10 protein-coding genes are annotated in these 13188 nt (G+C 63.3%); 6 read left to right on the plus strand and 4 right to left on the minus strand.

The genetic code is table 11. From position 1 onward, the window contains the following. Together kynA and BMZ70_RS09820 are read left to right on the plus strand one after the other, a co-directional pair. Nucleotides 1-858, plus strand: a complete 858-nt coding sequence (gene kynA, locus BMZ70_RS09815; protein WP_092273022.1) for a tryptophan 2,3-dioxygenase — start codon at nucleotides 1-3, stop codon at nucleotides 856-858. Nucleotides 859-916: 58 nt separating this feature from the next. Beyond that, a complete protein-coding gene (locus BMZ70_RS09820) occupies nucleotides 917-1519 on the plus strand; it encodes a CHRD domain-containing protein (protein ID WP_092273025.1) in 603 nt (200 codons plus the stop codon). Here BMZ70_RS09820 and BMZ70_RS09825 read toward each other — a convergent pair. Genes BMZ70_RS09825 through BMZ70_RS09835 form a run of 3 tightly spaced genes read right to left on the minus strand, consistent with a single transcriptional unit; the run spans nucleotide 1512 to nucleotide 6922 of the window. Continuing rightward, nucleotides 1512-3461 carry a CocE/NonD family hydrolase gene (locus BMZ70_RS09825; RefSeq protein WP_092273028.1) on the minus strand — a complete coding sequence of 650 codons (1950 nt, stop codon included), beginning with the start codon at nucleotides 3459-3461 and terminating at the stop codon, nucleotides 1512-1514. The two genes, BMZ70_RS09820 and BMZ70_RS09825, sit on opposite strands and share 8 nt — an antisense overlap. A 60-nt stretch (nucleotides 3462-3521) precedes the next feature. Then, a complete protein-coding gene (htpG, locus tag BMZ70_RS09830; RefSeq protein ID WP_092273031.1) occupies nucleotides 3522-5432 on the minus strand; it encodes a molecular chaperone HtpG in 1911 nt (636 codons plus the stop codon). Between the two features lie 50 nt (nucleotides 5433-5482). Continuing rightward, on the minus strand, nucleotides 5483-6922 hold the full coding sequence (locus BMZ70_RS09835; RefSeq protein ID WP_092277713.1) for an aminotransferase-like domain-containing protein: 1440 nt from the start codon (nucleotides 6920-6922) through the stop codon (nucleotides 5483-5485). A gap of 250 nt (nucleotides 6923-7172) precedes the next feature. On the opposite strand from BMZ70_RS09835, the gene BMZ70_RS09840 reads away from it, so the two are divergent. From BMZ70_RS09840 to BMZ70_RS09855, 4 genes are all read left to right on the plus strand, one after another. Then, a complete protein-coding gene (locus BMZ70_RS09840) occupies nucleotides 7173-8117 on the plus strand; it encodes a DMT family transporter (RefSeq protein WP_229205357.1) in 945 nt (314 codons plus the stop codon). A 110-nt stretch (nucleotides 8118-8227) separates the two neighbouring features. Further along, nucleotides 8228-8689, plus strand: coding sequence for a RidA family protein (locus tag BMZ70_RS09845; RefSeq protein ID WP_092273034.1), 462 nt, complete (start codon nucleotides 8228-8230; stop codon nucleotides 8687-8689). 26 nt (nucleotides 8690-8715) lie between these two features. Continuing rightward, nucleotides 8716-9909 carry an aminotransferase-like domain-containing protein gene (locus BMZ70_RS09850; protein ID WP_092273037.1) on the plus strand — a complete coding sequence of 398 codons (1194 nt, stop codon included), beginning with the start codon at nucleotides 8716-8718 and terminating at the stop codon, nucleotides 9907-9909. 367 nt (nucleotides 9910-10276) lie between these two features. After that, on the plus strand, nucleotides 10277-11650 hold the full coding sequence (locus tag BMZ70_RS09855) for a diguanylate cyclase domain-containing protein (RefSeq protein WP_092273040.1): 1374 nt from the start codon (nucleotides 10277-10279) through the stop codon (nucleotides 11648-11650). Here BMZ70_RS09855 and BMZ70_RS09860 read toward each other — a convergent pair. After that, entirely contained in the window at nucleotides 11625-13187 is a 1563-nt protein-coding gene (locus tag BMZ70_RS09860) for an FGGY-family carbohydrate kinase (RefSeq protein ID WP_092273043.1), read from the minus strand. The two genes, BMZ70_RS09855 and BMZ70_RS09860, sit on opposite strands and share 26 nt — an antisense overlap. Nucleotide 13188: the final 1 nt, after the last annotated feature.

A 13188-nucleotide genomic window follows, 5' to 3' on the forward strand; every position in this document is an offset into this window, starting at 1 on the left:
ATGAGCGAAAATAAATGCCCGATGCACGGTGGCGCCAAGGATGCTGAGTGGCACGACGCCAAAATGGACTTCAGCAACGACATGAGCTACGGCGACTATCTGGGCCTGAACCAGATCCTGCACGCCCAGCACCCGCTGTCGCCCAACCACAATGAAATGCTGTTCATCATCCAGCACCAGACCAGCGAACTGTGGATGAAGCTGATGCTGCACGAAATGCGCGCGGTCCGCACCCACCTGCAAGCCGACGACCTGCCGCCGGCCTTCAAGATGCTGGCGCGCGTGGCCCGCATCATGGACCAGCTGGTGCACGCCTGGGACGTGCTGGCCACCATGACGCCGCCGGAATACACCGCCATCCGCCCCTACCTGGGCGCGTCGTCGGGCTTCCAGTCCTACCAGTACCGCGAGATCGAGTTCATCCTCGGTAACAAGAACGCGGCCCTGCTCAACGTCCACGCCACCACGCCGGAATTCCCGCTGCTGCAGGAAGCGCTGAACACGCCATCGATCTACGACGAAGCGATCAAGCTGCTGGCCCGCAACGGCCTGCCGATTTCCGCTGAACGCCTGAACGCCGACCCGACCCAGCCGACCGTGGCCGACGACTCGGTGCAGCAGGCGTGGCTGGAAGTCTACCGCGACCCGACCCGCTACTGGGCGCTGTACGAGCTGGCCGAAAAGCTGGTGGATATGGAAACCGCGTTCCGCTTCTGGCGCTTCCGCCACGTGACCACGGTCGAGCGCATCATCGGCTTCAAGACCGGCACCGGCGGCACGGCCGGCGTCAGCTACCTGCGCAAGATGCTGGACGTGGTGCTGTTCCCGGAACTATTTGCGCTCCGAACCGCGCTCTGATCCGGGAACTTGTTTGCGACCTCCCTCTCTAAGTTAAACACCAACAAAGGGAGGGAATATGAAACCAAACATCTGCAACTGGGCAGCCGCTGGCTTGCTGCTGGCCGCCACGGCCAGTGCCAGCGCCACTACCTACACCACCATCCTCACCGGGGCCAAGGAAGCCACGCCCAACACCTCGGACGCCATCGGTGCAGCCGCCGTCACCTTCGACGCCGGCACCCACGTGCTGGAAATCAGCACCGCCTTTGCCGGCCTGTTAGGCAACAGCACGGCTGCACACATCCATTGCTGCACCACTGCGCCAGGTACCGGCACCGCCGGCCCGGTCACGGAAATACCTGCGTTCACCGGCTTCCCGCTGGGCGTACAGACCGGTGCATACAGCCACAGTTACGACACCTCGCTGGCCAGCAGCTGGAATGCAGCCTTCCTGAGCGCCTATGGCGGCAGCACCAGCGGCGCCGAAGCCGCCCTGCTGGCCGGGCTGAACGCGGGCAGCGCCTACCTCAACATCCACAGCAGCGCATATCCGGATGGAGAAATCCGCGGCTTCCTCACGTCGCCCACTGCGGTGCCGGAACCGGCCAGCTTCGCCATGCTCGGCCTGGGCCTGCCGGCGGTGCTGATGATGGCGCGTCGCCGCCGCAAATCTACTTGACGGTGGCGCCGACCAGCGGCAGTTCGATGTAGCTGTCGTGGTAGATGCGCTGGGTCGCTTTCTTGTAATCCGCAGGCTGGGCGTTGAAGATATTCGGCACGAAGGTCTGCGGATTGCGGTCGTACAGCGGGAACCAGCTGGACTGGATCTGCACCATGATGCGGTGGCCCGGCAGGAACACGTGGTTGGCGGTCGGCAGCGAGAAGCGGTAGGCCAGCGGCGTGTTGGCGGTGATCGGCTTGGCTGTGGCCCAGCTCTCGCGGTAACGGCCACGGAAGATGTCGGCTGAAATCATCAACTGGTAGCCGCCCATCTCCGGCTGCGCCGCCACCTGGTCTGGATAAACGTCGATCAGCTTAACCACCCAGTCGGCATCGGTGCCGCTGGTGGCGGCCAGCAGGTTGGCGACCGGCTCGCCGCTGATCTTGACCGGCGCGGTCAGCACGCCGGTGGTGTAGGTCAGCACGTCGGTGCGGCCCGAGGCCTCGCGCTGGTCGTCGACCAGCCAGCGCGGCCAGGTCTGGCCCTTGGCTTCGTCGTAGCCGAACTGCGGGATCGGGCGCTGGCGGAACGGCACCGGCTTGGCCGGGTCCGAGATGTACTCATCATAGGCGTGCTTTTGCGCTGGAGCGCTTAACGGCGCGGACGCGGCATTGGTCAGGTTGAGCTTCGCATTGGCAGCGAGGCGCAGCGTGGCCGGCACAATCGTGCAGCCACTGGTGCAGCCGGCCGGCCAGCGGTCCAGCGCGCGCCACTTGTTGGTGCCGGTTTCAAACGCCGTCACCGGTGCGATCTTCGCGGGCGGCGCGTCATCTTTCAGATAGCTGTCGAGGAACGGCAGCAGGATCTCTTCGCGGAAGTGCAAGCCGGTGTCGCTGTTGAATTTGATGGCGCCCAGCTTGCTGCCATCGCCATCCTGGCCGCCGTGATTCCACGGCCCCATCACCAGGAACACATTGTTGTCCTGGTCGTTCGGCTTGATGGCCTTGTAGACCGCGATGGCGCCATAAATATCCTCGGCGTCCCACAGGCCGTGCACCAGCAGGGTCGGCACCGTGACCGGCTGTTTCGCCAGGATTTTATCGACGGCCTGGTTCTGCCAGAACGCATCGTAGGCGGGATGCGCCACCACCTTGCGCCAGAAGCCGCTCTGCTCGACGCCGCGCTGGCGTGCCAGCTCGCCGGCCGAACCAGCACGCAAATACATATCGTAGTCGTCGTAATGGCTGGCGAACCAGCGCGCATCGTTGCGGCGCGTGACCACCTGCTCCATGATGTAGGCCAGGTTGATCTGCCGGAACGCGCCGTGGTGGAACCAGTCGTCGCCGCGCCAGCCGTCCACCATCGGGTTCATGGGCACCGCCACCTTCAGCGCCGGGTGCGGATTCACCAACGCCATCAGCGGCAGGAAGCCATCGTACGAGCCGCCGATGATGCCGGCCTTGCCATTCGACTCCGGCACGTTCTTGCTGAGCCAATCGATGGTGTCCCAAGCGTCGGTGGAATGATCGACCTCGGTGGGATTGAAGGCACTGCCGGCGAGCGGGCGGTTCATCACATAGCCACCCTCCGAGCCGTGCTTGCCGCGCACGTCCTGCACCACGCGGATGTAGCCGCCCTTGGTGATCACGTCCGGCAGATTATCGTAGCCCTGCAACATCACGTCCATTTGCGAGCTATCGGCGTGACTGGTCATGTCGGTCGCGTTGTACGGCGTGCGCGTGAGCAGCATGGGCGCATTGCGGGCCTTGCGCGGGATGACGATGACAGTATTGAGCTTGACGCCGTCGCGCATCGGAATCATGACGGTGCGCTTGATGTAATCGAAACTATCGACCGGCGCCTTGAATTCGTCCGGCGTTTCGCTGGGAAGCTGGTTTTGCGCGTGTGCGGTGAGGAGTGCGCCAGCCAGAACGGCCAGCGCGAGTGCGGATTTCTTCATGGACGCCCCGGTGTGGTGTGATACGTGAAATTATCACAACACTCAGGGGCGTTGTACAGCTTATTTCGCCAGCAGCAGTTCGTTCAGGCGCTTCACGAACGAGGCTGGATCGCTCAGCGAGCCGCCTTCGGCCAGCAGGGCCTGGTCGAACAGCAGGTTGGACCAGTCGCTGAAGGAGCTGGCCACGTCTTCATTCTTCAGGCGCTGCACCAGCGGGTGGTCCGGATTGATTTCCAGGATAGGCTTGGATTCCGGCGCCGCCTGGCCTGCGGCTTTCAGCATGCGCAGCAGGTTGCCCGACAGCTCGTGCTCGTCCGCCACCAGGCAGGCCGGCGAATCGGTCAGGCGGAAGGTCACGCGCACGTCCTTGGCTTTATCGGCCAGCACTTCCTTCATCTTGGCGACCAGATCCTTGTACGAGGATTCGGTTTCTTCGTGCTCCTTCTTCTCGGCTTCATCTTCCAGCGCGCCCAGATCCAGGCCGCCTTTGGCCACCGACACCAGTTCCTTGCCTTCGAACTCGGTCAGGAAGGACAGCATCCACTCGTCCACGCGGTCGGTCAGCAGAAGCACTTCGACGCCCTTCTTGCGGAAGATCTCAAGGTGCGGACTGTTTTTCGCGGCCACGTAGTTATCGGCCGTGACGTAGTAAATCTTGTCCTGGCCTTCCTTGGCGCGGGCGACATACTGCTCCAGCGAGGTGATTTGCTGGTCGTTGTCGTTGGCGGTCGAAGCGAAGCGCAGCAGCTTGGCCAGACGGTCCTTGTTGGCCGCGTCTTCGCCGATGCCCTCTTTCAGCACCTGGCCGAATTCGGTCCAGAAGGTCTGGTACTTGTCCTTCTTCTCTTGCTCGTCGGCGTTGGCCAGTTCTTCCAGCATGCCGATCACGCGCTTGGTCGAGCCGTCGCGAATCACTTTCACGTCGCGCGACTCTTGCAGGATTTCGCGCGAGACGTTCAGCGGCAGGTCGGCCGAGTCAATCACGCCTTTGACGAAGCGCAGATAGGTCGGCATCAGTTGTTCGGCATCGTCCATGATGAACACGCGCTTGACGTACAGCTTGATGCCGCCACGCTTGTTGCGGTCCCACAGGTCGAACGGCGCCTTGGCCGGGATATACAGCAGCTGGGTGTATTCGCTGCGGCCTTCCACGCGGTTGTGGGTGTGGGTCAGCGGCGGCTGGAAGTCGTGCGAGACGTGTTTGTAGAATTCGTCGTACTGCTCGGCGGTGATGTCGGACTTGTTGCGGGCCCACAGTGCGCTGGCCTGGTTGACGGTTTCCAGTTCGTCCTTGAGGACGGTTTCCTTCTTCTCTTCGTCCCACTCTTCTTTCTGCATCACGATAGGCAGCGAGATGTGGTCCGAGTATTTGCGGATGATGGATTTGATCTTCCACGACGACAGCAGCTCGTCCTCGCCTTCGCGCAGGTGCAGGATGATGTCGGTGCCACGATTAGGCTTCTCGATCTGCTCGACCGAGTAGTCGCCTTCGCCGGCGGATTCCCAGCGCACGCCTTCCGAGGCGGCGGCGCCGGCGCGGCGCGATTCCACGGTGATCTTGTCGGCCACGATGAAGCCCGAATAGAAGCCCACGCCGAACTGGCCGATCAGGGCGGCGTCCTGCTGCTGGTCGCCCGACAGCTTGCCGAAGAATTCCTTGGTGCCCGACTTGGCGATGGTGCCGAGGTGCGAAATCGCCTCGTCACGGCTCATGCCGATGCCGTTGTCGGAGATGGTAACGGTGCGTGCCGCCTTGTCGAAGCTGACTTTGATTTTCAGTTCGTGGTCGTTGCCGTACAGGGCGTCGTTGTTGATAGCTTCAAAACGCAGCTTGTCCGATGCGTCGGAGGCATTGGAAATCAGCTCGCGCAGGAAGATCTCCTTGTTCGAATACAGGGAGTGGATCATCAGCTGCAGCAGCTGTTTTACTTCGGCCTGGAAGCCAAGGGTTTGTTTTTCAGTATCAGCCATTTTTAAATAGTCTTTTGGTTAAGGTTTCGGGAAAATGGGGATGGCAAGGCTTATTTCAAGAGCTCTTTTTCGAGGAAGCGCCAGATGGCCGGTTCCTGCATCGCGGCCACGTTGAGCCGCATGCGGGTCGACGGCAGCTGCTTGGGCGAAAACAGGCTGCCCGGCGCCAGCAGCAGGTTGTGCGCCATCGCGCGCTCGGTCAGGGCGTTGGTGTCGCAGCCGGCATCGACCCACACGAACATGCCGGCCGGCGGCGAGGCGTCCACCTTCAGGCCAACGCGCTCCATCTGGCGCAAGGTCTTGGCGCGGATGGCGTCCAGCCGCCCGCGCATGCGGTCTGCGTGCTTGCGGTACGAACCTTCGGACAGCACTTTGTAGACCACGCGCTCGCCAATGTCGCTGGTGGTCAGGGTCGACAGCATCTTGCGGTCGGCCAGCCGTTCGGCGCGCTCCACCGAGGTGGCGATGTAGCCGACGCGCAGGTTGGCGGCCATCGTCTTGGAGAAGCCGCCGAGGTAAATCACGCGCTGCAGCTGGTCCAGCGCCGCCAGCCGGGTGGCCGGCTGCACCGCGCTGCCCGGATGCAGGTCGCAGTAGATATCGTCTTCCACGATCAGGAAGTCGTGTTCTTCCGACAGGCGCAGCACCTGGAAGGCCTTGGCTGCCGACAGCGAGGTGGAACTCGGGTTGTGCAGCACCGAGTTGATGATGTACAGCTTGGGCTTGTGCAGCGCCGCCAGTTCAGCAAGACGGGCGATGTCCGGGCCGTCGGCCAGACGCGGGATACCGACCACTTTCGCGCCCAGCGCGGCGAAGGAGCCGAACATCAGGAACCAGGCCGGATCGTCGACGAAGATGGTGTCGCCGGGACGGGTGAATTCGCGCGCCACCAGGTCCAACGCCTGCGTCACACCGGCGGTGGTGACGATTTGTTCCGGCGCGGCGGCGATTTCCAGTTCCGCCAGTTTGTGCTGCAACTGCTGGCGCAGCGGCAGGAAGCCTTGCGGCACGCCGTAACTGAGCAGCAGATTGGGATTCTGGCGGCTGACGGCGCGCAGCGCGTTGGCGATGGCCGGGCCGTCCAGCCATTCGGGCGGCAGCACGCCGGAGCCGGGCATCTGCTGATGCGGCATCTGGCGGAACATATTCCGCACCAGCCAGACCACGTCGATCGGCTTGGAGTCGAAGCCGGATTGCGCGCGCAGCGGAGCGACCGCCGCGCCGCTATCGGCAGCATTGAGCGCCATCGCCGGCCGTTCGCGCACAAAGAACCCGGCGCCACGGCGCGACTCCAGGTAGCCGGTGGCCACCAGCTTGTCGTAGGCCGCCACCACAGTGAACGCCGACACACTGTGCGAGGCTGCGAACGAGCGGATCGACGGCATGCGCGCGCCGCCGCGCAGCAGGCGGTCGTCAATACGCGCCGCCACCGAGCGCACGATCTGGTCGATCAGCGTTTCGCCCGATTCGCGCAGCAGCAAGCCAATCATCGGCCCGGCCGTCGGCTTGGGCAGCGCCTGCACCGGCACGGATGCCACCGCCGGGCCGGGCACCTGCGCGGCAAGTGTACGGGCGTGTGCGGCGGCCAGCGCTTCATTGACTGCCTCCGCCGCTGCCGCTGCTGCGGCCCCCAACAGGGAAGTGCGTGGTCGTGTATTGGTCATTTTACCGTCACAGTATGATGAATTATGTTGCTAAGTGTACTGGCACTGTACTGGTTTTGTCACGTAGGATAAAGCCATGACCCCTATCGTCTCCACTATCAGCACCCAGCGCCGCCTGAGCGACGAAACCACCGGCATGCTGCTTGGCCTGATCGGTGTCGCCATCTTCAGCCTGACGCTGCCGTTCACCCGGCTGGCGGTCGGCGGCGCCGAGGCCAGCGCAGGCGCCGGCCTTTCGCCCATGTTCGTCGCCCTCGGCCGCGCACTGGCGGCCGCTGTACTGGCCGGCGGCTGGCTGTACAGGAAGCGCGCCCCGCTGCCGCCGCGCAGCGCCCTGCCCGCGCTGGCGATGGTGGCCATCGGCTGCGTGATCGGCTTCCCGTGGCTGACCTCCGTCGCCATGCGCAGCCTGCCGGCCGCCCACGGCGCGGTACTGGTCGGCGTGCTGCCACTGGCCACCGCCCTGTTCGCGGCCCTGCTGGCCGGTGAAAAACCGTCCAAAGGCTTCTGGGTGATGGCCATCTTAGGCTCTGTACTGGTGGCCGGCTTTGCGCTGCGCCAGAGCGGCGGCAGTTTGCACGCGGCCGACCTCGCCATCTTCCTGGCTGTACTGGCCGCAGCGATGGGCTATGCCGCCGGCGGCCGCCTGTCGCAGACGCTGGGCGGCCAGCAAACCATCTGCTGGGCGCTGGTGCTGGCGGCACCGCCGTTGCTGCCGGTGGTGGGCTGGCTGGCGTGGCAGGAAGCGCCGCAAATCGCCCACGCCGGCGCCGCCGCATGGACCGGTTTCGCTTACGTTTCGGTGTTCTCGATGTTTATCGGGTTCTTCTTCTGGTATCGCGGCATGGCGCTGGGCGGGGTGGCGCGGGTGGGACAAGTACAGTTGGTACAGCCCTTTTTATCTGTACTGGGCGCCACCGTGGTGCTGGGGGAAACGCTGGAATGGCCTACCCTCATCTTCGCAATCGCCGTCATCGCGGTGGTGGGCGCGGGGCGCAAAATGCAGGTAAAACGGGGCTGACACCATACAGTATCTTGATTTTGCCTCTATTGTGAGCATCCCCTGCGGCAAGAGTACAATATCGGTCTCAACACATAATTAACATCAATAACAACGCAACTGGAAACCACATGTCTGTTTACGAAAAACTGAAAGCGCTTGATATCACTTTGGCAGCACCGGCAACCCCTGCCGCCGCCTACGTCATGTACGCCCAAACCGGCAATCTGGTATTCCTATCGGGCCACATCGCCAAACGCGCCGACGGCAGCGTGTGGGTCGGCCAACTGGGCAAGAACATCGACACCGCAGAAGGCAAGGCCGCCGCGCGCGCCATCGCCATCGACTTGATCGGCACCTTGCAAGCGGCCGTCGGCGGCGACCTGACCCGCGTCAAGCGCATCGTCAAGGTCATGAGCCTGGTGAACTCCACCCCAGACTACACCGAACAGCATCTGGTCACCAACGGCGCCTCCGAGCTGCTGGGCGAAGTCTTCGGCGACGCCGGCAAACACGCCCGCTCCGCCTTCGGCGTGGCGCAGATCCCGCTGGGCGCTTGCGTTGAAATCGAATTGATCGCGGAAGTCGCGTAAAAATAGCATCCCATAGTGAGACAAGTATGAAAATCGAAAACCAAAACCCGATCCAGTGGCGCTTCGCTGAACGCGCCGAGCAGCTGCAAGCTTCCTTCATCCGCGAAATCCTGAAGATCACGCAGCAGCCAGAGATCATCTCCTTCGCCGGCGGCCTGCCATCGCCGCTGACCTTCCCGGTCGACGAAATGAAAGCGGCCTACGACAAGGTGCTGACCACAAACGGCAAAGTGGCCCTGCAATACGGCCCGACCGACGGCTACACCCCGCTGCGCCAGTGGATCGCCGACTCGCTGTCGACCGGCGGCGCGAAAATCGTGCCGGAACAAATCCTGATGACCTCCGGTTCGCAGCAAGCGCTGGACCTGCTGGGCAAAGTGCTGATCGACGAAGGCAGCCGCGTACTGGTGGAAACCCCATCGTACCTGGGCGCGCTGCAAGCGTTCTCGGTCTACCTTCCTGAATTCAAATCGGTCGACACCGACGAACATGGCCTGGTGCCGTCGTCGATCGACGCCGTGGCAGAAGGCGCGCGCCTGCTGTACTCCCTGCCGAACTTCCAGAACCCGACCGGCCGTTCGCTGTCCGTCGAGCGCCGCCTGGAACTGGTGGAAACCTGCGCCCGCCTCGGCCTGCCGCTGATCGAAGATGATCCTTACGGCTCGCTGAGCTACAAGGGCGAGCCATCGCCGAAGATGGTGGCGATGAACCCGGACGGCGTGATCTACATGGGCTCCTTCTCCAAGGTGCTGACCCCTGGCATCCGCCTGGGCTACGTGGTTGCCCCGCTGCCGCTGGCGCGCCGCCTGGAACTGGCCAAGCAAGCGGCCGACCTGCACACTTCGCAGCTGACCCAGATGGTGGTGCACGAAGTGGTGAAGGATGGCTTCCTGGACCAGCACATTCCGAAAATCCGCGCCCTGTACGGCGATCAGTGCCAGGTCATGCTGGACGCGATGGCGCAGCACTTCCCGGCCGGCGTCGAGTGGACCAAGCCGGAAGGCGGCATGTTCATCTGGGTCACCCTGCCGAAGCACATCAACGCGATGCAATTGCTGGATGAGGCGATCGCGCAGAAAGTGGCCTTCGTACCAGGTTCGCCGTTCTACGCCAACGAGCCGGCCACCAACACCTTGCGCCTGTCGTTCGTGACGGTGCCGCCGGAACGCATCCGCCACGGCATTGAAATACTGGGCAAACTGATCGCCGCCAAGATCTGATCAAGCATCACCGCAGCTTCCGTGGGCGGCGCTCGCCGCCCACAAAAATACAACAACCCCGGCTGTGACTTTATCACCAATAGTCACAAAAATAGCCCGATCCTTTAACATCCCGCCAACATTACTTATACCAACAAGCGCAAGTCTGGCTGCGCCCGATGTCACCGAGACAATCCTCGAAATTCCCCAGATTATTTTTCCCCGGCAACCCTTGCAAAGCGGTATGATTTGGACAGATAGTCACTTTCATATCAGGCCTGCCTTTGTTGAAACGCGCACCAATCACCCTCGTTAGCCGCCGCCGTTGCCCACCCGCGCAACTGCCGGCACACGCCAATACGACCCATCAGGTTAAAGGCGAATCGCAATGATTTCTGGAAGTCTAAGCTACGCTACGCGGCGTGATGCCGCGATTTTGATTGTTGATGATGCGCCCGAAAATTTGGGGGCGCTGCGCAAGATGCTGGTCCAGCAGGGGTACCAGACTTTTGTCGCCACCTCCGGCGAGCGCGCCCTGAAAATCGCGCAGCGCGTGCATCCCGATCTGATCCTGCTCGATATCATGATGCCGGGGATGGACGGCTACGAAACCTGCCGCCAGCTGAAAAGCCAGGCGGCGACGCAGCGCATTCCGATCATCTTCATGAGCGCGCGCACCGGCACCGAGGACGTGGTGGCCGGTTTCGACATCGGCGCGGTCGACTACATCAGCAAGCCGCTGCGCATGCCGGAAGTGTGCGCGCGCGTGCGCACGCAACTGGCCATCCGCAGCAAGAGCGAGACGCATGAAGAACAGGCGGAACGCCTGCGCACCATCGTCAACAACATGGCCGAGGGCTTGCTCATCATCGAGGCCGATGGGCACATCCAGATGACCAACCCGGCCTGCGACAAATACCTGGGCTACCAGCTGGAACCGCTGGCAGGCCGCAACATCACCGACCTGCTGAATCCTTTGGTGGCGCAGGAATACCTCGACTACTTCTCCCGCTACGCCGCCGCGCCGCACACGGCGCACAACCACGGCACGCGCGAAGTCATCATCCGCCACCGCAACGGCAGTTCGGTGTGCATGGACCTGACGCTGACGCCGATGTATTTGCGCCAGCCGCTGTTTATCGGCCTGCTGCACGACATCACGCATCACAAGCAATCGGAAGACGCCTTGCAGCGCGCGGCGATGGTCGACCCGTTGACCAAGATCGCCAACCGCCGCCACTTCGACAGCTTCCTCGAGAAGGAATGGCAGCGCGCCATGCGCAGCGGCCAGCCGCTGTCGCTGGTGGTGCTGGACGTCGACCACTTCAAGCTATACAACGACACGCTGGGCCACCCGGCCGGCGACGCCTGCCTGCAGCAGGTTGCGCAAGCCATCGCCTCGCACGCGCTGCGGCCGACCGACCTGGCGGCGCGCTACGGCGGCGAGGAGTTCGTGCTGCTGTTCGCCGAGACCGACGCCGACTCGGCCAACCTGCTGGCGGAGTCGATCCGCGCGCACATCGAGTCGCTGCAGATCCCGCATCCGCGTTCAACCACCTCGGCGTGGCTGACGGTCAGTATCGGCGTGGCCACCATTCACCCGCACCAGCTGGACAACACGGAATCGCTGTTCGTGGCCGCCGACCGCGCCATGTACGCGGCCAAGGAAGGCGGCCGCAATCAGGTGCAAGCCACCAAGACCAACGGCGCCTCGCTGGCTGCCATCAAAAGCCTGGTCAGAGCTGTTCCGGGTAGCCGGTGATATCGGCAATTTGCCGGTACATCGGCTGCAGCTGCTTGTACATGTTGAGGTAGACGCGCCGGTATAGCTGGTCGTAGATTTTCTGGTTGGCGGCGATGGGATGGAACACGCGGCCCGGCCGCGTCATGGCGCGGGTGGCGCTGTCGAAGTCCTTGTGCAGGCCGAGGCCCGCCGCAATCGCAATCGCCGCGCCCAGTCCCGAGGTTTCGTAAACGTGCGCGCGGGCGGCGGGCAGGCCGAAGATATCGGCCGTCAGCTGCATGGCGGCGTCGCTTTGCGAGCCGCCGCCGGCGATGCGCAGTTCCGTCACCGCCACGCCGCTGCGCTTCTCGATGCGCTCCTTCCCTTCCCTTAGCGCGTAGGCCAGGCCTTCCAGGATCGCCCGGTACATATGGGCGCGCGTGTGGACATCGCCAAAGCCGATCATGGCGCCCTTGGCTTCAGGTCCGGGGATACGGATGCCGGGACTCCAGTACGGTTGCAGCATCAGGCCCATTGAACCGGGCGGCACTTCGTTCACCAGCTGGTCGAACATGGCTTCCGGCGCCATGCCCTGCTCCGCACCAGCCATCTGTTCGAGGTGGCCGAACTGCTCCTTGAACCAGTTAACCATCCAGTAACCGCGGAAGATCTGCACTTCGGTGCTGTACGCACCCGGCACCGCCGCCGGGTAAGGCGGGATGAAGGGCGTGACTTCGACGTACTTTTTGCTGGTGGTGTTGATGGTGGCGGTGGTGCCGTAGCTCAGGCAGGCGATGTGCGGCTCCAGGCTGCCGGCGCCGATCACTTCGCAGGCCTTGTCGGCGGCGGCGGCCACCAGCGGCGTCCCTTGCGGGATGCCGGTCGCTTCGGCGGCGGCCGCGCTGATGGCGCCGATGATGGTGCCCGGTTCCACCAGTTCCGGCAGCATGTCGGCGCGTACTTTCAGCGCTTCCCATTTCCAGTCGCGCGGCCCGGCCCACTTGTGGCGCTTGTAGTCGAACGGCAGGTAGGCGACTTGCGAACCGGTCGAGTCGACGTGGCGTCCGCACAGGCGATAGTTGAGGAAGCCAGAGAGCAGCAGGTATTTGTGCGTCTGGTTCCAGATCTCCGGCTGGTGCTCGGCGATCCAGTTGATTTCCGCTTCGCGGCGGAAGTATTCGATGGTGCTGTCAACGCGCGCCAGCTTGAAGGCGGTGCGCCACAGCAGGCTCAGTGGCTTTTGCTTGCCGACGCGGCGCTGATCCAGCCAGGTGATGGCGGGCCGCAGCACCTTGCCATCGCGATCGAGGTTCACCACCGTGCCGCGCTGGGTGGTTACGGCCACGCCTTTCACTAAGCTCCGCGAGATATCGGTGGAGCGCCATAGCTGCTGGCAGGCGGCGCAGACGGCGTCCCAGTAGCCATCTGCGTCATGCTCGGCCCAGCCGGGATGGTCGGAGAAGTAGGCTTGCAGGTGGATTTGCGATTTGGCGGCGAGGTTGCCGTCCAAATCGAATAGCAAGGCGCGCACGCTTTGCGTACCGTTGTCGATGGAGAGAAGGTATTCGTGTCTCATT

This window comes from Duganella sp. CF402 (genome assembly GCF_900109645.1).
Classification (GTDB): Bacteria; Pseudomonadota; Gammaproteobacteria; order Burkholderiales; family Burkholderiaceae_D; genus Rugamonas.